Below are 20,648 nucleotides of genomic sequence, written 5' to 3' on the forward strand. Positions count from 1 at the left end.
TTGCGACCTGCTCGGTGTGTTGCGGTGGTCAGCCCGGCGCGTCGGGCACCGGCTACTGCGACGCAGCGCTCGGCTCGGAGCGCACCGCCGCCGCGACGAGCTCGGCACTGTCCCGCGCCTCCCTGCCGTCGGGCAGGTAGCGCGTGTCCTCGAGACCGATGCGCACGTCGTAGCCCGCGGCCTGGGCCCAGCGCAGAACCCGCCAGGCCCAGCGCCCCTCCCCGTGCACGAGGACCGGCACCGGCGACATGCCGAGCGCGGCAAGGATGCGCTCGGCCGCCCACGGCCCGTCGGAGCCGGGCATCACGCCGGGGATGAGCTCGACGAGGACCCGCTCGACCTGCCACGGCCAGCTGGTCTCCGCGAAACTGCTGGCCGCCAGAGGGGTCCAGAGGCCGGCCTCGACACCGGATCCGTTGTCACGCAAGGCCGCTGCGACCTCGACGGCGCCGTCCTCGTGCCAGTTGACGCTGGCGCAGTCGGGGCCGCCCAGATCGGGTGACGGCCACTCCGAGACGTGGGCGAGCTTGCGACGGGCGCTGTCGACGATGCCGTCACGCGTCGAGACGCTGACCCGCAGACCGGGCGTCGCGGCGCGGATCGCGACGACGGCGTCGACGACGTGCCGCGTATCGAGGGTCTCGCGGCCGGACCCGTCCCGCGGGTGCACGTGCACCATGGACGCGCCGGCCGCCACCGCTTCGGAGGCGGCCTGAGCCAGCTCGTCCGGGGTCTGCGGCACCGTGCGGTGCTGGGCCCGGGTGCGGTCGCCGTTGAGGCAGGCCTTGATCACGGGGCGCCGCCGCTCTCGAGCACGGCGTGGCAGCGGACGAGCCGGTCGCGCCACCACTGCTGCCGGTCGGGTGGCGCCGCGAGGTCGGCGAGTGCCTCCGGGTCGGGCACGGCACGTCCCGTCGTCAGCAGTCCGCCCGTCGGGCGCCACGGCGTCGCCGAGACGTCACGCTCGAAGAGGCCGACCGTGCCGAGCCCGCACGCGTGGTCGAGCGACGGCAGCGCCGCGGCGAGGGCCACCCCGGCCGCAATCCCGACGCTCGTGTCGAGCGCGGACGACACGACGGCGGGGAGGCCACACGCCTCGACGACCTCGAGCGCAGCATTCACCCCGCCGAGCGGCGCGACCTTGACGACGACGACGTCTGCCGCGCCGAGTCTCGCGACACGGATCGGGTCATCGGCCTTGCGGATCGACTCGTCGGCGGCGATTAGGACGTCGATCCCGTTGTGCGCCAATGCCGTTCGCAGCTCGACGAGCTCCTCGACGCCCGCGCACGGCTGCTCGGCGTACTCGAGGTCGTATGCCGTGAGCCGCCTCAGCGCCTCCGTGGCAGACTCGACGTCCCACCCGCCGTTGGCGTCGACGCGGATGCGCGCCGACGGACCCATGGCGGACCGGACGGCGGCGACACGGTCGACGTCGTCGTCGAGGGTCTGGCCGCGCTCGGCGACCTTGACCTTCGCCGTCGTGCACCCGTCGAAGCGGGCGAGCACCTCGGGCACGCGATCCGGGCCGATGGCCGGGACGGTCGCGTTGACGGACACGGCGTCGCGCACGGGAGCCGGCCACACGGCATACGCGGCCTCGAGCCCGGCGGCCAGCCAGCCCGCGGACTCGCTGTCGGCGTACTCGACGAACGGGCTGAACTCGCCCCAGCCCGCCGGGCCGTCGATGAGGAGCGCCTCGCGCACGTCGACGCCGCGGAAGCGGACCCGCATCGGCAGGGCGACGACGTGGGCGCGGGCCACGAGCTCGTCGGCAGGGGGCAGCGTCGTCATGCCCCCATCCTCACCGACCGGTCAGCGGACGGGAAACGCCTGGTGCCGGTCCTGCGTCGGGTCGGGCTGCGACGTGGGCACGGGCTCGTCGTGCGGGAGCCCACGGTCCTGACGCCGTCGGGACGCTCCCCCGCAGGCGTACCCGTGGCGGTGGCCGCGACGGCCCGCGTGGGGCAGCACCCACAGGAGGCCGAACAGCCACCAGATGCCGTGGCCCGACGAGCCGAGCGCGACGGCGACGAGCACGGCTCCGGCGATCATGACGTTGCGTGGCGAGAACACGTGGGTCTCCTCCGTCCGTGGGACCGGCTGGCCCCTGCTCCCTCAACGGTAGGCCCGATGCGGCTCGCTGGACCCGTCCCTCTGTCAGCACCTCCCCCTGACAGATGTCACCCCTTCCGGGTCGGGACGGCGCGCTCACTCGTGGGGGACGGGGAGGGGGCCGAGGCGGACGTCGGTGGGGTTGTCGACGGCCACGGCGATGCGGTCGTGGAAGACCTGCCCCATCCGCGGCAGCGCGTCGAGCGGGAACCACTGCGCGTCCGTCGACTCGTCGTCACCCGGGCGCGGCTCCCCCGAGACCCAGCGGCACCGGAAGGTGTGGTCGAGGTACTGCCCCAGGTCGCCGTTGACGTGCGTCACCACACCACTCGCCGAGACCCACACGAGCCGCTCCACCTCGGCGACGACGCACGCCTCCTCCTCGACCTCGCGGACCGCCGTGACGTGGGGGTCCTCGCCCGGGTCGACGATGCCGGTGACCGGCGTCCACGCGCCGTTGTCCGAGCGCTTGACGAGCAGCACCTCGTCGGCGCCGTCAGCGGCCGCGCGCAGCACGACCGCCGTGACGCCCGGCATCCACAGCAGCTCGGTGCCGACCATGGTGCGCAGGTGGGAGACGTAGGGAGGGATCGGCATACGGCCGACCCTAACGCCGCCGATAGGGTCGGTCCGTGAGCAGCGAGCCGGGCCAGAGCGCCGTGTCCGAGATCTTCGACCCGAGCGAGTGGGCGCCCGTCGAGGGCTTCGACCTCACCGACATCACCTACCACCGCCGCCGGCCCGTGGCCGGCCGCCCGCACGCGGAGTCGGGCGTCGTGCGCATCGCCTTCGACCGCCCCGAGGTGCTCAACGCCTTCCGCCCGCACACCGTCGACGAGCTCTACCGCGCGCTCGACCATGCCCGCATGACACCGGACGTCGGCGTCGTGCTCCTCACCGGCAACGGCCCGAGCCCCAAGGACGGCAAGTGGGCCTTCTGCTCCGGCGGCGACCAGCGCATCCGCGGTCGCTCCGGCTACCAGTACGCCGAGGGCGAGACGGCCGACACCGTCGATGCGGCGCGCACGAAGGCCCAGGGCGGCCGGCTGCACATCCTCGAGGTGCAGCGGCTCATCCGCACCATGCCGAAGGTCGTCATCGCGGTCGTGAACGGCTGGGCCGCCGGCGGTGGCCACTCGCTCCACGTCGTCTGCGACCTGACCGTCGCGAGCCGCGAGCACGCCCGCTTCAAGCAGACCGACGCGGACGTGGGCTCCTTCGACGCCGGCTACGGCAGCGCCTACCTCGCCAAGATGGTCGGCCAGAAGTTCGCCCGCGAGATCTTCTTCCTGGGCCGCACCTACTCCGCCGAGGACATGCAGCGGATGGGCGCCGTCAACATCGTCGCCGACCACGCGGACCTCGAACGCGAGGCCCTGCAGGTCGCCACGGAGATCATGGGCAAGAGCCCGCAGGCCCAGCGGATGCTGAAGTTCGCCTTCAACCTCACCGACGACGGCCTCATGGGCCAGCAGGTCTTCGCCGGCGAGGCGACGCGCCTCGCCTACATGACCGACGAGGCCGTCGAGGGCCGCGACCAGTTCCTCGAGAAGCGCGAGCCGGACTGGTCGCCGTTCCCCTGGTACTTCTGAGGCGCCCGTGGGCGCCGCTGGGCGTCAGGGGGTGTCGAGGAGCGCGACGGTGGCCGCGACGATCTGTCGCTGCGCCTCGGGGCGGCTGACCGTCGGCGTGCCGTCGCCGGGCTGCTCGCCGTAGTCGCCGAAGTAGGAGTGCACGGCCCCCTCGACGGGGGTGTATGCCGTGTCGCCCGGGAGCAGGGGCCGGCTCGCCTCGATGTCGGCGGGGGTCGTGAAGCCGTCGCGGGTGCCGCTCACCGACGCGACGGCCAGGTCGCCGCGGTCTGCGAGCGAGTCGACGGGATAGGACGCCCACAGGGCCAGTCCCCGGACGAGGCCCGGGTGGTCGTGGGCGAAGGTGGCCGCGACGACACCACCGAGGCTGTGCCCGGCCAGGGTCCACGACGTCACCTCGGGGTGGCGGTCGATGAACGCGTGGGGTGCCGTCATGGCGAGGAAGCCGATGCCGAAGGGCGGCTTGACGACGAACACGATGACGCCCTGCCGGCTCACCTCCGAGAGCATGGGCACGTAGGCGCGCGGATCGACGCGGGCTCCGGGCTGGAAGACCAGGCCGCGGGTGGGCGTGCCACTCGTCGGCTCGATGACGATGTGGGCCGGGGCGTCGGTGACGCGGACGTCCGCGCTGCCCGACATCGCGGACACCGCTGCGGGCGTCGCACCGAACGGGCGCAGCCAGATGAGCGCCCCGAGCACGACGACGGTCGCGAGCACCGCCACGACCCGACCGACGACCGTCAGCCATGGCCGGACGGGAGCTTTTCGCGGGTCGTCCGAGCGGTCCCGCACGAGGAGCACGACGCCGATCAGGCCGCTCGCGGCGAGCGCGATGACCTGGGCCGGGTTGCCGGCGAGCAGGACGGACCGGTCGAGGAGGAAGAGCACGAGGGGCACGACCAGCCACAGGATCCCGAGCACGACGGTGAAGCGGGCTCGCGGGCGACGGGGAGCCGTCGAACCGGTGCCCGTCACTCCCTCGTCCGGCACGGTCGTCACGACCTGAGGGTAACCACGGAGCAGGGCCCAGCGGCGGCGGGGACGCCGCCGTTCCGTGGGCGGGACGGCGGACTGTGCCGAAGCCGGTGTCGGGCGCACGACCGGGACCGGGACAAGGCAGGATGTTGGAGTGGAACCGAGCGACGACCGCCGCGCCAGCGCTGGCCGTCGCGCGCCCGGTTCCGCGCCGCGTGATCCCGCCGCGGCGCGCACCCCGCACGGGCCCGACGGTTCGGCCGCTCCCCCTCCCGCCCCCGAGACCCCGGACGTGCCCGAGGGCGGCCGACCGGCGGACTTCCGCCAGCCACCGCGCACCACCGTGGCCAACGCGACGCGCGCCGTCGGTCGCGGGCTCGGACGCGCCGCCTCCGGCACGGCCCGCCTGACCGCCCGCTCCGGACGCTTCGCCGCCGCCAAGGCGCACGCGTACACCCACTCGGGCGGGGCCGGCGAGAGCGGCCTGGCGCGGATGACCGAGCTGCACGCCAGCCACACCGCGGGCGACACGATCATGACGCTGGCCCTGGCCGGCACGCTCTTCCTCAACCCGCAGACGGCTCAGGCCCGCAGCGACGTCGCGACGTTCCTGCTGCTGACGATGGTCCCGTTCGTCCTCGTCGCGCCGCTCATCGGGCCGCTGCTCGACCGCTTCTCGCACGGGCGGCGCTGGGCCATCGGCACGACGCTCGCGGTGCGGGCCTTCCTCTGCTGGGTGCTCGCCGAGGCCATCACCACCGACAGCAGCTGGCTCTTCCCCGCCGCGGTCGGCTGTCTCGTCGCCTCCCGCGCCTACACCATCACGCGGGCGGCGGCCGTCCCACGGCTCCTGCCGCCGGGCACGACTCTGGTGAAGGCCAACTCGCGCGTCTCGATGGCCGGCGTCGTCGGTGCCGTCGTCGGGGGCGCCCTCGGTGGCATGGCCCTGCTCGCCGGCCCGGCCTGGGCTCTGCGCGTGGCCTTCGTCGTCTTCGTCGTCGGCACGGTCCAGGCGATCCGCCTGCCGGCGCGCGTCGACAGCTCGCTCGGCGAGGTCTCCATCGAGGACACGACCCCGATCCCGGTGCGCAGCGCCGACGGCGGCGTCGCGCCCGCGCCCAGCTCGCTCCGCGGCACCCAGCGCGGCTGGGGTGACGACCCGGCCCGGCGCCATACGCCCTCGGAGGGCGAGGCGCTCACGGTCGACTCGCTGGGACCCGTCGGCCGCTTCCGCCGGCGCAAGCAGGCGATCCCGTGGCCCGTCATGCACGCCATGTGGTCGACGGGCGGCACGCGCGTGCTCACCGGCTTCCTCATCCTCTTCATGGCGTTCCTCGCCAAGGAGCACCCCATCGACGGCGTCCGCGGCGAGCTCGTCCTCGCCTTCATCGCGGTCGCCATCGGCGTCGGCAACGGCATGGGCAGCGTCGTCGGCAACGTCGTGCGCGACCAGCGGCCCGAACGCATCGCCATGGTGTCGGTGCTCGCGGCCACGGTCTGCTGCATCGCGACGGGCCTCTGGTACGCCGTGTGGACGCTCGTGATCCTCGGCTTCGTCCAGGGCATGTCGGCGCAGCTGTCCAAGCTGGGCTTCGACGCCCTCGTGCAGCGCGAGGTCCCCGAGAACGTCCGCACGTCGGTCTTCGCGTGGTCCGAGACCATGCTCCAGGTGCTGTGGGTCGTCGGCGGCACCCTCGGCATCGTGCTCCCCCTCAACCCCCACATCGGCTTCCCGGTCTGCGCCGTCGCGCTCGTCTGGACCGTCCTCATGGCCGCCCGGCAGCGCCGACGCGCCACCCCCACCGCACCCACCGCACCCCCGAGAGCGAGACGTGCCTGATGGCCGCGCCGTCCCCCCGCCCCCTGGCGGTCCCCGCCGGGCCCGCCGTCCTCGACGTGCTGCCCGACCTCGAGGCGGCCCTGACCGGCCGCTCCCCCGTGCTGCCGTATGCCGCTGACGACCCACCGCCGTCCCTGCCGTCCCACGACCCCGCCGAGCTGCCCGACGGCCTCGCGGTCGCCATCGGCACGTCGGGATCGACCGGACGACCCAAGCGCGCACTGCTGACGGCCGACGCGCTCGAGCGGTCCGCCTGGGCCACCCACCAGGTGCTCGGCGGCAGCGGTGCCTGGCTGCTCGCCATGCCCGCGCACCACGTCGCCGGGCTGCAGGTGCTGCTCCGGTCCCTGGCCTCGGGGGTCACGCCCGAGGTGCTCGACCTGCGCGACGGCTTCTCGGTCGCGGGCTTCGCGCGGGCCGCCGACCTGGTGCGCCCCACGAGTGCCGCGCCCCGCCGCTACACGGCGCTCGTGCCGACGCAGCTGGCCCGTCTCGTCGACGACGCCGTCGGGCTCGAGGCCTTGCGTGCCTTCGACGGTGTCCTGGTCGGCGGCGCCGCCACCCCACCGGCCCTCGTCGAGCGCGCCCGCACGCTGGGGGTCACCCTCAGCCTCACGTACGGGATGAGCGAGACGGCGGGGGGCTGCGTCTACGACGGGATGCCCCTTCCCGTCAGCCGGGTCCACGTCGACAACGACCGGCACGTCGTGCTCGGCGGCGACACCGTCGCCCACGGCTACCTCGGCGGGGGCCGCCTGAGCCGAGACGCGTTCACCGTCGACCCCGACGGCGTCCGCTGGTTCCGCACCGACGACCTCGGCCACTTCGACGACGACGGCCTGCTCGTCATCGACGGCCGAGCCGACGACGTCATCAACACCGGGGGCCTCAAGATCAACCCCGGTGTCGTCGAGGACGCCATGACCCGGCACCTCGACGACGTCCTCGACGTCGTCGTGCTGGGGCTGCCCGACCCCGAGTGGGGCGAGTCCGTCTGTGCCGCAGTGACGCTCGTCGACCCGACCGGGCACCTGACGACCCGCCAGGTGCGCGAGCGGCTCCGCGGCATCCTCCCGGACGCGGCGCTGCCGCGACGGGTGCTCGTGCTCGCCGCGATCCCCCAGCGGGGGCCCGGCAAACCCGATCGGGCGGCCATCCGACGCGCCGTGCAGGGCCCCGCCTGAACGGGTGGCAAGATGAGGGTGTCCCACCCGTCGCCGAAGGAGGTCGTCGTGCTGCGCGTCGTGCTCGTCGCCCTCGTGGTCTTCGCCACGATCTACGCCCTGGTCGACTGCCTGCAGACCGACCGGCGGCTCGTGCGGGTCATGCCCAAGACCGTCTGGCTCATCGCGGTGCTCGTTCCCGTGCTCGGGCCGATCTTCTGGCTCGTTGCCGGGCGCAGCGACGCCCGGGGTGGACCCGGTCCCGCCTCGCGCGGCCCCGGCCGGCGACCGCCCGGGCCCCGCGGCCCCATGGGCCCCGACGACGACCCCGACTTCCTCCGCAAGCTGTAGAAGGACCCTCCCGACTCCATGGCCACCCTGTCCCAGTGGATCGAGGGCGCCCGCCCCCGCACGCTGCCCGCCGCCGTCTCCCCCATCCTCGTCGGCACCGGCGCCGCCTACCAGACCGGTCACGTCGTCTGGGCGTATGCCGTCCTCGCCCTCGTCGTGGCCCTGTCCCTGCAGGTCGGGGTCAACTTCGCCAACGACTACTCCGACGGCATCCGGGGCACCGACGAGGTGCGCGTCGGGCCCGTGCGGCTCGTCGGCCAGCGACTCGCCGAACCCCGGTCGGTCAAGATCGCGGCGTTCGCCTGCTTCTTCTTCGCCGGCCTCATGGGGCTCGCGCTCGTCGGCCTGTCGCAGCTCTGGGTGATGATCCCCATCGGCGCGGCCGCCATCGTCGCGGCCTGGTACTACACCGGCGGCTCGCGACCCTACGGCTACCTCGGTCTCGGCGAGCTCTTCGTGTTCGTCTTCTTCGGGCTCGTCGCGACCCTCGGCACGATGGCCACGATGACACCGCCCACCGCCGCCGGCTGGTGGGGCGCCATCGGGGTGGGGGCGCTGGCCTCGGCGATCCTCGTCGCCAACAACCTGCGCGACATCCCGACCGACCGCGAGCACGGCAAGCTCACGCTCGCGGTGCGGATGGGCGAGAGCGGGACCCGTGCCTTCTACGTCGCGCTCGTCGCGGTGGCGTTCGTCATGACCGGCCTGGCGTCGCTCACCTCGCCGTGGGCGCTGCTCTCCCTCCTCGCCGCGCCCCTCGTCGTGCGGCCGATGCAGGCCGTCGTCGGGCGCGCCACCGGTCCCGGCCTCATCCCGGCGCTGGCCGGCACGGGGCAGTTCCAGCTGGCCTGGTCGCTCCTGCTCGCCGTCGGTCTCGCGCTCGGGCGCGCCTGACCCGCTGAGCCGCCCTGGGTGGAGGTGGTCCCCTCCCGGCCCGGCGCGACGGCATACCCACCCGGGGTGCGGCATTCGGCTGACGCAGCCGGGCGGAGGTGCCACCGTGAACGGGTGGCCGAGGAGATCGACGTCGTCGTCATCGGGGCCGGCCAGGCCGGTCTCGCGACGAGTCACGAGCTCGAGCAGCGCGGCGTCGAGCACGTCGTCCTCGAGGCCGACGTGCCGGGCTCCGCCTGGCTCGGCCGGTGGGACGGCTTCACCCTCGTCGGGCAGAACCACACGGTCCGGCTGCCCGGCGCGCCCTACACCGGCGACGACCCCCAGGGCTTCATGGGACGCACCGAGATCGCGGCCCACCTGGACGCCTGGGCCGGCCGGCTGCGCGCCCCCGTGCGCTCAGGCTGCCCCGTGCGACGGCTGCGGCAGCGGGACGAAGGCGGCTTCGCGCTCGACACCGACGCGGGGACGGTCGTCAGCCGCGTCGTCGTCGCCTCGACCGGCGCGTACCAGCGTCCCCACCGCCCGCCCGCCTGCGCGAGCCTGCCCGAGGGGCTCCCCGTGTTCGACCTCGCGGGCTACCGCAACCCGGATGCCATGCCCGACGGGCCGGTCCTCGTGGTCGGCAGCGGCCAGAGCGCGTGCCAGGTCGCCGAGGAGCTCGCGCTGGCCGGCCGTGACGTCGTCATGGCCTGCGGGCGGGCGCCGTGGTTCCCGCGCCGCGCCGGCGACCGCGACGTCTTCGAGTGGCTGCTCGACACGCCGTTCTTCGATCAACGCGTCGAGGACCTGCCCACCCCCGCAGCGCGCTTCGGCGCGAACCCGCAGCTGAGCGGTGCTGCCGGCGGGCACGACCTCAACTACCGCACGCTCGCCGGTCTCGGTGTCCGGCTCGGCGGGCACCTCGTCGGTGCCGACGACGACGTCGTGCGGCTCGCGCCCGACCTCGACGCGTCGGTGGCCGCGGGCGACGACGGCTACCGCCTCATCCGTGGGTTCGTCCTCGACCTCTGTGCTCGCGAGGGCATCGAGGCTCCCGACCTGCCGGACCCGCCGCCCCTGGCCCGACGCGGCGTCGAGTCCGTGCCGGTGCGCGAGCTCGGGTCGGTGGTCGTCGCCGCGGGCTTCCGGCCCGACTACGCGTCGTGGGTGGACGTTCCCGGCCTCGTCGACGAGCAGGGCTTCCCGGTGCACGACGACGGCGAGAGCACCGCGGCCCCCGACCTGCACTTCGTCGGGGTCCACTTCCTGCGCCGGCGCTCCTCGGCGCTGCTCTTCGGAGTCGGCGCGGACGCGGCCGTCACCGCGACCCGGGTCGCGAGCCGCCTGAGCGTCCCCGCCTGACCCGCCCCTCCCCAGCTCGAGTGAGCGCCCCGTCAGCGGTCGGCGTTGTGGGGGTCCTCGGTTGCCGCGGCGCCCGTGGTGTCGGCGTCGCGGAGCGGCCGCTCGTCCTCGAGGTCCTCGGCGAACTCGTCGCTCGTCGGGTCGACCGTCTGCTTCGCCTCGAGCTTGGCCTCGTGCCGCTCGACGAGCTTGGCCGTGATCTCGTCACGCATGCCGCGCAGCAGGATGTAGGACGCCGCGGCCGAGGCGATCGCCGACGCCCCGAGCAGGAGCACGGGGTTGTTGCGCAGGCCGATGAGCCAGAAGAGGAAGAGGAACCCGAAGAAGATCAGGATCCGCAGGAGCGAGTAGCGGACCACGGTCACATCCCCGAGTAGTTGTGCATGCCCACGAAGGTCGACACGAGGTTGACGAGCGTGAAGTTGATGATGACGGCGACGTAGCCCGCGAGGGCGATGTACGTCGACTTGCGGTGGTCGACCCCGGCGGTCGCGCGACCGTGCATGTAGGCGGCGTAGACCGTCCAGATGACGAAGGTCCAGACCTCCTTCGGGTCCCACTGCCAGTAGGCGCCCCACGCCTGCTTGGCCCAGATGGCGCCGGCGATGAGCGTGAACGTCCAGAGGATGAAGGCCACCATGTTGAGGCTGTACGCCGTCCGCTCGAGCGAGGCGGACGAGGGCAGCGACTCGATGAAGCTGGGCTTGGCCGGCGGCTTCTCCTCGCGGCGCAGTCGCACGAGGTAGAGCAGCCCGATCGCGAAGGCCAGCGTGAAGAAGGCGACGGCGAGGAAGGCCACCGAGACGTGGATGCCGAGCCAGTAGGACTTGAGGGCCGGCATCAGCTCGCCGGCCTCGGTGTAGAGCACGGTGAGCGCGAGGCCGAGCACGAGCAGGATGGGCGTGACGATGAAGACGCCGAGCCACTGCCAGTTGTTGCGCTTGGCGAGCACGCTGTAGGCGGCGCCGACCGCGGCGGCGGCGGCCGTGGCGAACTCGAACATGTTGCCCCACGGCGGCCGGCCCACGGCCAGGCCGCGCATCAGCACCGACGCGACGAGCAGCGCCGAGGCGAGGTAGGTCAGCATCAGGGCGATGCTGCCGCGCTGGCGGCTCTTGATGCTCTCCTCGAATCCGGGCCCCGCGGCGTACGGCGTCGCCGAGCGACGCTCGGACGGGGCGGGTGCGCCGGCACCGACGAGGACGCCCTCGCGCTCGTTGGCCACGGCCCCGGCCGTGGCCAACGAGTCGGCCACCGTGGGTGCCCGCGCGGCCAGGTGCCAGGTGAAGGCGAGCATGGCGAGCGTGTAGACGATCATCGACGCGTACAGCGCGGCGTTGGCGTTGGCTGCGAGGTTCACGAGCGGTCGGTCCGTTCTGCAAGGCGGTCAGGCACGCCGGCCGCGATCGCGGTGACGATCGCGGCGAGCCCGGGGTCGGAGTCCTTCGAGAGGCCACCGATGGTGACCACGGTAGCCGGTCGCCCGTCGGCGCCGGCAGGGCTGTCGAGGCCGCCGTCGGGCGTGCTGCCACCCGCCGCCGCACCCGACCCGGCCGGGCGCACGCGGACGAAGACGCGGCGGCGCTTGATCGTCAGGCCGAGGATGAGGCCGAGGGTCGCGAGAATGGCGCTGACGAGGCTGATCGGAGCCCCGGGGTCGGTGCGCACCGACAGGCCGGCGAAGCGCTTGACGCTGTCGAAGGTGATCGAGCCTCGGTCGCCGGGAAGCTGGTAGGTCTGGCCGGGCTTGAGGCGGATCAGGGTGGGCGAGCCGTCGGCCTTGGTCACCTGCTTCATCTCGTCGGTGTTGAGCGTGTAGACCGACTGCGGCGCGCCGCCGGGGAAGAGGTTGCCCTCCCACACCGAGAGCGCGACCTCGGGGTTGTTGGTGTCGGGGAAGATCGACACCGGCCCGTTGGTGAAGGTGGGCTCGGCCGTCGGCAGGAAGAAGCCGGTGAACCCGAGCTGCTTGGGCGAGGCCGACGGCACCTTGATGACGCCGACCGAGCGGTAGTTGCCGTCCTGCGGGAGGAACGGGGTCGCCTCCCGGTAGAGGACGGCGCCCTTGGCGTCGCGCACCGTGATGACCGGCGTGTAGCCGTTGCCGAGGAGGAAGATGTCGGCGCCGTCGACGGTGATGGGGTGGTTGACCGAGACGTTCTCGCTCGAGGCCGGGGCACCGGGCGAGCTCTGCAGCGTCGTCTGCGCGTCGAAGAGCCGCGGCGTGCCGAACGAGCGGCCCGGCGTCTCGTTGAACTCGACGTGCAGCTTGTCGAGCGACAACACGAAGGGCGGCAGCGTCTCGGTGTCGACCCAGGGTCCGGGCGAGATCGTGTTGTAGGTGCCGGCGGACGAGGCGAACTTGTCGCCCTCGGCGAGGATGATGTCGCCGCGCCAGCCGAGCAGGTGCCCGACGGCCATCCCGATGATGATGCCCGTCAGGGCCAGGTGGAAGAGCAGGTTGCCGGTCTCGCGGAGGTAGCCGGACTCGGCCGAGACGCTCGTCGCGTCGTGCGAGTGGAGCCGGAACCGCTTGCGCTTCAGGACGGCCCGCGCGGCGGCGAGCGCCTCGTCGGGCGCGAGGGTCGTGGTGACCTCGGCGTGCTCGTCGAGCCGCTGGAGCCGGGCGGGGGCGCGCGGCGGCGTCGAGCGCAGCGCCGAGAGGTGCACCTTGGTGCGCGGGACGATGCAGCCGACGAGGGAGACGAAGAGCAGCAGGTAGATCGCCGAGAACCACGGCGACGCGTAGACGTCGAAGAAGCCGAGCTTGTCGAGCCACGGCGAGCTCGTCGGGTTCTGCGCGATGTAGTCGGCGACCCGGCCCGCGTCGATGTTGCGCTGCGGGAAGATCGATCCCGGGACCGCGGCGATCGAGAGCAGCAGGAGCAGGAAGAGCGCGGTGCGCATGCTCGTCAGCTGGCGCCAGCCCCAGCGGAGCATCCCGACGGTGCCGAGCGTCGGGAGCGTCGGCTCCTGCCGGTCGGGTCGCATCCCCTTGCGTACGCGTTCGCCGGCCCCGGTGCCCGGCGTGCCCTTCGCCGTGGCCGGGTCGGTGGCGGGGCTGGTCGTGGGGTTGGTGTCGGTGCTCATGTCAGATCGCCACCTGGAAGCCGTTGACGAGCCGGACCTGGATCCAGACGATGACGTCTTCCCAGACCCCGGTCAGCATGAGCACACCCACGGCGACGAGGAGCAGTCCGCCGACGTTCTGGAGCGCCCGGCGGTGGCGGCGCAGCCAGTCGCTCGCCGTGCCGGCGCGCTCCCACAGGGCCGCCATGAGCACGAACGGCAGGCCCAGCCCGATGGAGTAGACGGCGGCGAGCGCGAGCCCCCGGCCGATCGAGCCGGACTCGGCGGAGATCGGGGCGGCCATGGCCTGGATGGCCCCGAGCGTCGGTCCCATGCACGGCGACCAGCCGATGGCGAAGGCGGCGCCGAGCAGGGGTGCACCGGCGAGTCCGGCACGCGGTCGCCAGCTCACCGGGGCGGCATACGACCGACCGAGCCCGAGGAAGAGCAGGCCCATGACGAGGACGACGGCGCCACCGACGCGCAGCAGCGCGCTCTGGTGCTCGCGGAACGCGAGGCCGAGGGCCGAGACCGCGGCCGCCGCGATGAGGAAGACGACGGTGAAGCCGAGGACGAAGAGCATTGCCCCCACGACGAGCCGCCCGCGCGACCGCTTCTCGAGCGACACGTCGGACAGGCCGGTGACGTAGCCGAGGAAGCCCGGCACGAGCGGCAGCACGCAGGGCGACGCGAACGAGACGAACCCGGCCACGAGCGCGACGAGCGCGGCCGCGAGGAGCGACCCGGAGGCGAGCTCGGTGCCCACGGCGCGACCTCAGGCCTTCTCGGCGAGGACGTCGTCGACGAGGCCGAGCAGGGTCGTCGTGGAGACGGGACCGGAGACCCGGGCCGCGATGCGGGCCTGGTGGTCGAGCACGAGGGTCGTCGGGGTGGCCGAGGCCTTGCCCTGGAGGGAGAGGATCGGGATGCCGCCGTCGTAGGCGAGCGAGGGGTAGGTGACCTTGTTGGCGGTCTGGAAGGCGAGCCCGGTCTCGGGGCCTTCGAGCTTGTCGAGACCGATGAACTCGACCTTCTTGCCCTTGGCCTGCACGGTCTCCCACGCCTTCTGCAGGGCGGGGGTCTCCTCGATGCACGGCGGGCACCACGAGCCCCAGACGTTGACGACGAGCACGGTCCCGGGGCGCTCGGCGCTGCTCCACGGCTTGCCCTCGAGGGTCGTGCCCTCGAGCTTCACGGGCTCGCCGCGGTCGGTGGCGGGCAGCTGCTCGATGGATCCGTCGCCGGCGACGTAGCCCTTGCGGTCACCCGAGCGGGCTTGGTCCGCAACGGAGTTCGGGTCGGACGAGCAGGCTGCGGCGAAGGTCACGAGACCTCCGGCCATGGCGACGGCGCCCCACCGCAGCGCGGCGCGTCGATCGAGGTGGTCCATCAGGCGCCCACGCTCTTGCTCGCCCTCGCGAGCAGGGCCGCGGCCGGCTCGGAGTACGCGATCGAGGCGAGCTCGTCGCCGCGGTAGGTCAGCGACGTCAGCGAGGCGAGCGTGCACTCGCGCTTGCGCGGGTCGTGCCAGAGGCGCCGGCCCTCGAGCTTGTTGCGCACCGTCCAGACCGGCAGCTGGTGGCTGACGACGACGGCCTCGTGGCCGCGGGCCGCGTCGCGCGCGTCGGCGACGGCCGCGAGCATCCGTGTCGCGATGTCCTCGTAGGGCTCGCCCCACGAGGGCTTCGTGATGTTGCTGAAGAGGTGCCAGTTGCGCGGGTGGAGCAGGTCGCGGAAGCTGACGCTGCGGCCCTCGAACACGTTCTCGGACTCGATGACGCGCGCGTCGGTGACGATCTCGACGTCGTGGTCGGCCGCGATCGGGGCCGCCGTCTCCTGGGCCCGCTCGAGCGGCGACGCGACGACGTGGGTGATGTCGTTGACCTCGAGGTGGGCCGCGACGAAGCCCGCCATCTCGAGGCCGAGGGCCGAGAGGTGGAAGCCGTCGAGGCGGCCGTACAGCACGCCGTCGGGGTTGTGGACCTCGCCGTGTCGCATGAGGTGCACGACCGTGAGGTCGTCGGCGCCCGGCGCCGCCCCGCTCGTGCTCTCACCCATGCGCGACAGTCTCTCAAACGTCGTGCTCAGGACCGAATCCGCCTCCGAGCCTGTGCACCCCCTGTGACGAGCTGCGACGCCGCTTCACCGCGCCCCACGCGTACGCCCTCGGTGAGCCCGCGCGACGCGGGTGGCGGACGTCACGCCCTTCGTGGAACGCCGGGCGACGGCCGTCCGCCGCGACCTACACTCCGGGACGTGTCGTGGTCACTCTGGCTCACGCTCGTCGCGACGGGCGCGCTCATCTCCTTCACCCCCGGGGCGGGGGCCCGTCAACACGATGGCCAACTCGCTCGGGTCGGGCTGGACCCGCTCGATCTGGGGCATCCTCGGCCAGCAGGTCGCGCTGCTCGCCCACATCGCGGTCGTGGCCGCGGGTGTCGGTGTCCTCGTGGCGAGCTCGCCCGTGCTCTTCGGCGTCATCCGGTACGCCGGCGCGGCCTACCTCGTCGTTCTCGGGGTGCGGCAGTTCCGCTCGCGCGCCGCGGCGGCCGGGGTCGCGGACGTGGCGCCCGAGCCGGCGTTCTCGATGTTCCGCCGTGGGCTGCTCGTCAACCTCACCAACCCGAAGGCCGTCGTCTTCTTCCTCGCCTTCATGCCGCAGTTCATCCGGCCGGAGCAGCCGCTCCTGCCGCAGTACGCCGTGCTCGCCGCGACGGTCGTCACCATCGACGTCGTCGTCATGTGGTTCTTCTTCGCCGCGGCGGCACGCGGGCTCGGGCGGCTGACCCGGCGAGAGTCGGGCCGGCGCACCCTGAACCGCGTCTTCGGCGGGCTCTTCGTCGGCGTCGGCGTGCTCCTCGCCGCCGTCCACTAGGGCGCCTCGGCGTCAGACGAGCTCCGGCACGTCGAGGTGCGCGATGGCGAGGGAGAACTCGCCGATCTGGGTGATCCGCATACCGGTCTCCTGCACGAGGTCGGCCCGCAGGCCCATGGCTGCGTTCCGGGTCGCCATCATCGCCTGCGGCGAGTCGTACGTCGCGGTGACGCACGACCGTCCGGAGGGCCGGTCGATGAAGAGGCTGGCGCTGCAGAAGCCCTCGAGCTGCTCGACCCGCGGCATGATGCCCATCCGGAAGGCGTCGAGCATCCGGTCGACCATGGCTGGGTCGCCGTCGGTCCACGTCACCCGGGCGCAGCAGCCGTCGGCCACGCGGTGGTCACGGTGCAGGTAGGCGATCTCCCACTCCTCGACGGTGGCCTCACCGCCGAGCAGGTCGGCTGCCTGCCGACGCAGCGGGACGACGGTGTCAGCGGTGGCGCGCATCGCTGCCTCGTCACGCCACGCCGTCGTCACGATGCACTGGCCGCTGACACGGTCGGCGACCATGGACAGTCCGACGCAGCCGTCCATCGCCCTGACCTGCGGCATCACCACGTCCTGCACGTGTGCGATGCCGCTCTCGATCATGCCGGGACGGCCCAGGACCGTCGTGGAGCGTGCGTGCACGACCCCACCTCCCTCGGTCGGGGCGGCACCCCGACGGCGCCGCCGTCACCGACCAGCCTCCTCCACGAGGGGCGGGGCCACAATGCCCCTGTCGTATGCCGTGTGGCTCGGTCCCGGACGCCCGCTCGACGTGGGCGCGGCGACGGTGCGCCCCGGGGTCAGGGTCGGACCGGCGAGCGTGAGCGCGGTGGTCTGCTCAGTCCGGGGTGGCGGCCGCGCGGGCGGCGGCGGGCAGGGCGGCGAGCACGTGGTCGACGGCCTCGTCGTCGTGGGAGGCCGAGACGAACCACGACTCGAAGGCGCTCGGCGGCAGGTGGACCCCCTGGCTCAGCATCGCGTGGAAGAACCGGCGGAAGGCGCCGGTGTCCTGGTCCTTCGCGTCGTCGTAGTTCGCGACGGCCCCGTCGCGGAAGAAGACCGAGAACATCGAGCCGGCCCACTGGATCGTGTGCGGCACCGAGACGGCAGAGAGCTCGGTCGCGACGGCGTCGGCGATCGCGTGCGAGACCACGTCGAGGCGCTCGTAGACGGCAGGCGTGCAGCCCTGGAGCGTGGCCAGCCCGGCCGCCGAGGCGACGGGGTTACCGGACAGCGTGCCGGCCTGGTAGACCGGGCCCTGCGGTGCGAGGAGCGCCATGACGTCGGCACGGCCACCGAAGGCCGCGGTCGGGAAGCCGCCGCCCATCACCTTGCCGAAGGTGAAGAGGTCGGGCGCCCCTGCGGCATAAGGACCCTCGAGGCCGTAGAAGCCGGAGGCGCTGCACCGGAAGCCGGTCATGACCTCGTCGGAGACGAGCAGGGCACCGTGCGCCTTCGTGACGCGCAGCAGCGCCTCGGTGAAGCCGGGGCCCGGCGGGACGACACCCATGTTGCCGGCCGCGGCCTCGGTGATGACCGCGGCGATCTCGTGCCCGCGCTCGGCGAAGGCGGCCTCGAGCGCCGGGACGTCGTTGTAGGGCAGGACGATCGTCTCGCCCGCGCTCGAACGCGGCACGCCGGCGGAGTCGGGCAGGGCGAAGGTGGCGACACCGGAGCCGGCCGAGGCCAGCAGGGCGTCGACGTGGCCGTGGTAGCAGCCGGCGAACTTCACGACGACGTCGCGACCCGTGAAGCCGCGCGCGAGCCGGATGGCCGACATCGTCGCCTCGGTGCCGGAGTTGACGAGGCGCACCTGCTCGACGGGCTCGACGCGCCGGACGATCTCCTCGGCGAGGCGCACCTCGTTCTCGCTCGGCGTGCCGAAGGAGAAGCCGCGTGCGGCGGCCTCGGTCACCGCCGCGAGCACGTCGGGGTGGGCGTGGCCGAGGATCATGGGGCCCCACGAGCAGATGAGGTCGACGTAGCGCTTGCCGTCGGCGTCCGTGAGCCACGGCCCGCTCCCGCTCGCCATGAAGCGCGGCGTGCCCCCCACGGCCCGGAAGGCACGCACCGGCGAGTTCACGCCGCCCGGGATGACCTCGCTGGCCCGGGCGAGGAGCGCGGCGGACGCCGGGGAGTCGATGGTGGTCTGGACGGTGACAGGCTGCGAGCTCATGCCCCCAGTCTCTCAACCGAGGCTGGGTGCTCGCGCCGCCGGGGCCGTGGTGGTCCTGGTGGCCGCGGCCACCAGGACCACCACGGGCCGTCATGAGCGCTGCGAACGTCGAGGTCTCCGTCGTGCCGGCCAACGAGGCCACGTGGGAGGAGCTCCAGTCGGTCCTCGGTACCCGGGGCCCCGCCTCGGGCTGCCAGTGCCAGCGGTTCAAGCTGGCACAGCGTGAGTCGTTCGGGTCCTTCCCCGTCGAGGAGCGCGCGCGGCGGTTGCGCGAGCAGACCTCCTGCGGCGACCCCGACGCCGAGTCCACCAGTGGTCTCGTCGCCCGGCTGGGCGGGGAGCCCGTCGGGTGGTGCGCCGTCGAGCCGCGACCGGCCTACGAAGGGCTCGTGCGCAACTCGAGCCGGGCGGCCTGGGTCGGGCGCGACGAGGACCGGTCCGACGGGTCCGTCTGGGCGGTCACGTGCGTCTTCACCCGCGCGGGCTTCCGGCGTCGCGGGATCAGTCGCGCCCTCGTGCTGGCGGCCGTGGACCACGCCCGCCGCGGTGGTGCGCACGCACTGGAGGGCTATCCGATGACGACGACGACGGGCGCCATCCTCCAGGAGCTGCACGTCGGCACGCTGTCGACCTTCCTCGACGCCGGCTTCAGCGAGGTGCTGCGTCCCAGCCTGCGGCGTGCCGTCGTGCGTATCACCTTCTGAGACAACCGGACCGTGGGGGTCCTGCGCCGGCGCGGATCCCGAGGACCGGGCCGGGTGCTCAGTGACCGCTCGTGCCGTTCGGGTCGAGGTGGTCGCGCACGATGGCCATGGCGTCGCCGATCGCGGTGAACTGCGTCGGGGTCATGATGTCGACCAGGTTGGCGCGCACGCTCTGCACGTGGACCCGGGCGATGTCGCGGACGGCGGCCAGCCCACCGGTGGTCAGGACGAGCTCGACCCCGCGCTTGTCGTCGGCACACTGCTCCCGGGTCACCCAGCCGCGGTCCTCGAGGCGCTTCGCCGTGTGCGTCAACCGGCTGCGCGACTGGACGACCATGGCCGCGAGCTCGGACATGCGCAGCCGGTGGTTCTGGCTCTCGGAGAGCATCGAGATGATCTCGTACTCGCTCAGCTGCAGCCCGGCGTCGCCGAGCGCGTCGTCGAGCGCACGCTCGAGCAGCCTCGTGCCGCGCAGGATGGCCCGCCACGACGCCTGTTCGGCGTCAGTGAGCCACTGCACGCCGTCATCCCCTGTACCTGACATGTCAACCTCCTGCGATGTCACAGATGGTAGTGGTGTCAGGCGGTCCATTCGGTCACGTCGAGCGCGAAGTACGTGAGCACGACCTGCGCACCGGCCCGGCGGATCGAGGTCAGAGACTCGATCGCGGCGGCCCGCAGGTCGATCCAGCCGTTGGCGGCGGCCGCGTGGATCATGGAGTACTCGCCCGACACCTGGTAGGCCGCGACCGGCACGGACGCCCGCTCGGCTGCGGCGGCGACGACGTCGAGGTATGACATCGCGGGCTTGACCATGACCATGTCGGCGCCCTCGGCGATGTCGAGGTCGATCTCGCGGAGCGACTCGACGATGTTGGCCGGGTCCTGCTGGTAGGTGCGGCGGTCGCCCTGCAGGCTCGACTGGACGGCCTCACGGAACGGTCCGAAGAACGCCGAGGAGTACTTGGCGGAATACGCGAGGATCACCGTGTCGGTGAGCCCCTCGGCGTCGAGCGCCTCGCGGATGACGGCGACCTGGCCGTCCATCATCCCGGAGGGCGCGACGACGTGGGCGCCCGCGCGGGCCTGCGCGACGGCCATCTCGGCGTAGAGGAGGTTGGTCGCGTCGTTGTCGACGCGGCCGTGCTCGTCGAGGACGCCGCAGTGCCCGTGGTCGGTGAACTCGTCGAGGCAGGTGTCGGCCATGACGACGAGGTCGTCGCCGACGGCCTCGCGCACGGTGCGCAGCGCGACGTTGAGGATGCCGTCGGGGTCGACGGCCCCCGAGCCCGTCGCGTCCTTCTCCTGCGGGACGCCGAAGAGCATGATCCCGCCGAGACCGGCCGCGACGCAGCGGTGGGCCACCTCGACGACCGTCTCGAGGGTGTGCTGGACGACGCCCGGCATGCTCGCGATGGGTCGCGGCTGCGTCAGGCCCTCGCCGACGAAGACCGGCAGCACGAGGTCACGCGGGTGCAGCCGGGTCTCGGCCACGAGTGAACGCAGGACGGGGTTCTGCCGCAGGCGACGGGGACGCTCGATCACCGGGTGCCTCG

General features: G+C 73.0%; 22 protein-coding genes and 1 pseudogene. 8 read left to right on the forward strand and 15 right to left on the reverse strand.

The features are described from left to right. Positions 1 to 52: 52 nt before the first annotated feature. The 4 genes from ASD90_RS18865 to ASD90_RS18880 all read right to left on the reverse strand — a co-directional run bounded on the left by ASD90_RS18865 (position 53) and on the right by ASD90_RS18880 (position 2,712). On the reverse strand, positions 53 to 793 hold the full coding sequence (locus ASD90_RS18865; protein ID WP_056759875.1) for a 3-keto-5-aminohexanoate cleavage protein: 741 nt from the start codon (positions 791 to 793) through the stop codon (positions 53 to 55). Next, positions 790 to 1,794, reverse strand: coding sequence for an o-succinylbenzoate synthase (locus ASD90_RS18870; protein ID WP_056759876.1), 1,005 nt, complete (start codon positions 1,792 to 1,794; stop codon positions 790 to 792). The genes ASD90_RS18865 and ASD90_RS18870 overlap by 4 nt, the downstream gene beginning before the upstream one ends. A 21-nt stretch (positions 1,795 to 1,815) precedes the next feature. After that, complete coding sequence (locus tag ASD90_RS18875) at positions 1,816 to 2,076, reverse strand: hypothetical protein (protein ID WP_056759878.1); 261 nt, start codon at positions 2,074 to 2,076, stop codon at positions 1,816 to 1,818. A 135-nt stretch (positions 2,077 to 2,211) separates the two neighbouring features. After that, positions 2,212 to 2,712: an NUDIX domain-containing protein gene (locus tag ASD90_RS18880; protein ID WP_056759880.1), complete on the reverse strand. Its 501-nt coding sequence runs from the start codon at positions 2,710 to 2,712 to the stop codon at positions 2,212 to 2,214. Between the two features lie 35 nt (positions 2,713 to 2,747). Between ASD90_RS18880 and ASD90_RS18885 the strand changes: the two genes are divergently transcribed. Beyond that, positions 2,748 to 3,707, forward strand: coding sequence for a 1,4-dihydroxy-2-naphthoyl-CoA synthase (locus ASD90_RS18885; protein ID WP_056759883.1), 960 nt, complete (start codon positions 2,748 to 2,750; stop codon positions 3,705 to 3,707). Between the two features lie 24 nt (positions 3,708 to 3,731). Here the strand turns inward: ASD90_RS18885 and ASD90_RS18890 are convergent, their stop codons facing one another. Then, positions 3,732 to 4,709 (reverse strand): alpha/beta hydrolase, encoded by a 978-nt coding sequence (locus tag ASD90_RS18890; protein ID WP_056759884.1) that lies wholly within the window; start codon positions 4,707 to 4,709, stop codon positions 3,732 to 3,734. Between the two features lie 130 nt (positions 4,710 to 4,839). Here ASD90_RS18890 and ASD90_RS18895 point away from each other — a divergent pair, with 130 nt between their 5' ends. The 5 genes from ASD90_RS18895 to ASD90_RS18915 all read left to right on the forward strand — a co-directional run bounded on the left by ASD90_RS18895 (position 4,840) and on the right by ASD90_RS18915 (position 10,277). After that, on the forward strand, positions 4,840 to 6,525 hold the full coding sequence (locus ASD90_RS18895; protein ID WP_235506796.1) for an MFS transporter: 1,686 nt from the start codon (positions 4,840 to 4,842) through the stop codon (positions 6,523 to 6,525). Further along, positions 6,525 to 7,709: an o-succinylbenzoate--CoA ligase gene (gene menE, locus ASD90_RS18900; RefSeq protein WP_056759888.1), complete on the forward strand. Its 1,185-nt coding sequence runs from the start codon at positions 6,525 to 6,527 to the stop codon at positions 7,707 to 7,709. The genes ASD90_RS18895 and menE overlap by 1 nt, the downstream gene beginning before the upstream one ends. A 12-nt stretch (positions 7,710 to 7,721) precedes the next feature. Continuing rightward, positions 7,722 to 8,039, forward strand: a complete 318-nt coding sequence (locus ASD90_RS18905; protein WP_056759890.1) for a PLD nuclease N-terminal domain-containing protein — start codon at positions 7,722 to 7,724, stop codon at positions 8,037 to 8,039. Between the two features lie 18 nt (positions 8,040 to 8,057). Next, on the forward strand, positions 8,058 to 8,933 hold the full coding sequence (locus ASD90_RS18910; RefSeq protein WP_056759892.1) for a 1,4-dihydroxy-2-naphthoate polyprenyltransferase: 876 nt from the start codon (positions 8,058 to 8,060) through the stop codon (positions 8,931 to 8,933). Positions 8,934 to 9,047: 114 nt separating this feature from the next. Beyond that, entirely contained in the window at positions 9,048 to 10,277 is a 1,230-nt protein-coding gene (locus ASD90_RS18915) for an NAD(P)/FAD-dependent oxidoreductase (RefSeq protein WP_056759894.1), read from the forward strand. 32 nt (positions 10,278 to 10,309) lie between these two features. Here ASD90_RS18915 and ASD90_RS18920 read toward each other — a convergent pair whose 3' ends face one another. Genes ASD90_RS18920 through ASD90_RS18945 form a run of 6 tightly spaced genes read right to left on the reverse strand, consistent with a single transcriptional unit; the run spans position 10,310 to position 15,404 of the window. Then, positions 10,310 to 10,636 carry a DUF4229 domain-containing protein gene (locus ASD90_RS18920; RefSeq protein WP_056760284.1) on the reverse strand — a complete coding sequence of 109 codons (327 nt, stop codon included), beginning with the start codon at positions 10,634 to 10,636 and terminating at the stop codon, positions 10,310 to 10,312. A 2-nt stretch (positions 10,637 to 10,638) separates the two neighbouring features. Next, complete coding sequence (gene ccsB, locus ASD90_RS18925; RefSeq protein WP_056759896.1) at positions 10,639 to 11,637, reverse strand: c-type cytochrome biogenesis protein CcsB; 999 nt, start codon at positions 11,635 to 11,637, stop codon at positions 10,639 to 10,641. Beyond that, positions 11,634 to 13,367: a cytochrome c biogenesis protein ResB gene (locus ASD90_RS18930; RefSeq protein WP_082588864.1), complete on the reverse strand. Its 1,734-nt coding sequence runs from the start codon at positions 13,365 to 13,367 to the stop codon at positions 11,634 to 11,636. Before ASD90_RS18930 ends, ccsB begins: the two co-directional genes overlap by 4 nt. Position 13,368: 1 nt before the next feature. Next, positions 13,369 to 14,112: a cytochrome c biogenesis CcdA family protein gene (locus tag ASD90_RS18935; RefSeq protein ID WP_056759898.1), complete on the reverse strand. Its 744-nt coding sequence runs from the start codon at positions 14,110 to 14,112 to the stop codon at positions 13,369 to 13,371. A 9-nt stretch (positions 14,113 to 14,121) separates the two neighbouring features. After that, positions 14,122 to 14,736 (reverse strand): TlpA disulfide reductase family protein, encoded by a 615-nt coding sequence (locus tag ASD90_RS18940; protein WP_082588865.1) that lies wholly within the window; start codon positions 14,734 to 14,736, stop codon positions 14,122 to 14,124. Beyond that, positions 14,736 to 15,404, reverse strand: coding sequence for a histidine phosphatase family protein (locus ASD90_RS18945; protein ID WP_056759900.1), 669 nt, complete (start codon positions 15,402 to 15,404; stop codon positions 14,736 to 14,738). Before ASD90_RS18945 ends, ASD90_RS18940 begins: the two co-directional genes overlap by 1 nt. Before the next feature lie 198 nt (positions 15,405 to 15,602). Between ASD90_RS18945 and ASD90_RS18950 the strand changes: the two are divergent. Then, positions 15,603 to 16,221, forward strand: a pseudogene (locus tag ASD90_RS18950) (LysE family transporter). Positions 16,222 to 16,233: 12 nt separating this feature from the next. Here the strand turns inward: ASD90_RS18950 and ASD90_RS18955 are convergent. Continuing rightward, positions 16,234 to 16,854, reverse strand: a complete 621-nt coding sequence (locus ASD90_RS18955) for a hypothetical protein (protein WP_056759902.1) — start codon at positions 16,852 to 16,854, stop codon at positions 16,234 to 16,236. A 196-nt stretch (positions 16,855 to 17,050) separates the two neighbouring features. Beyond that, positions 17,051 to 18,388 (reverse strand): glutamate-1-semialdehyde 2,1-aminomutase, encoded by a 1,338-nt coding sequence (gene hemL / locus ASD90_RS18960; RefSeq protein ID WP_056759904.1) that lies wholly within the window; start codon positions 18,386 to 18,388, stop codon positions 17,051 to 17,053. Between the two features lie 92 nt (positions 18,389 to 18,480). On the opposite strand from hemL, the gene ASD90_RS18965 reads away from it, so the two are divergent. Then, complete coding sequence (locus ASD90_RS18965) at positions 18,481 to 19,092, forward strand: GNAT family N-acetyltransferase (RefSeq protein WP_056759906.1); 612 nt, start codon at positions 18,481 to 18,483, stop codon at positions 19,090 to 19,092. Positions 19,093 to 19,150: 58 nt separating this feature from the next. On the opposite strand, the gene ASD90_RS18970 is transcribed toward ASD90_RS18965, so the two are convergent. Together ASD90_RS18970 and hemB are read right to left on the reverse strand one after the other, a co-directional pair. Next, on the reverse strand, positions 19,151 to 19,612 hold the full coding sequence (locus ASD90_RS18970) for a MarR family winged helix-turn-helix transcriptional regulator (RefSeq protein ID WP_082588866.1): 462 nt from the start codon (positions 19,610 to 19,612) through the stop codon (positions 19,151 to 19,153). A 59-nt stretch (positions 19,613 to 19,671) separates the two neighbouring features. Further along, on the reverse strand, positions 19,672 to 20,637 hold the full coding sequence (gene hemB / locus ASD90_RS18975; RefSeq protein ID WP_056759910.1) for a porphobilinogen synthase: 966 nt from the start codon (positions 20,635 to 20,637) through the stop codon (positions 19,672 to 19,674). Positions 20,638 to 20,648 lie beyond the last annotated feature (11 nt).

It is taken from the genome of Terrabacter sp. Root181, from assembly GCF_001428505.1.
Lineage (GTDB): Bacteria > Actinomycetota > Actinomycetes > Actinomycetales > Dermatophilaceae > Terrabacter.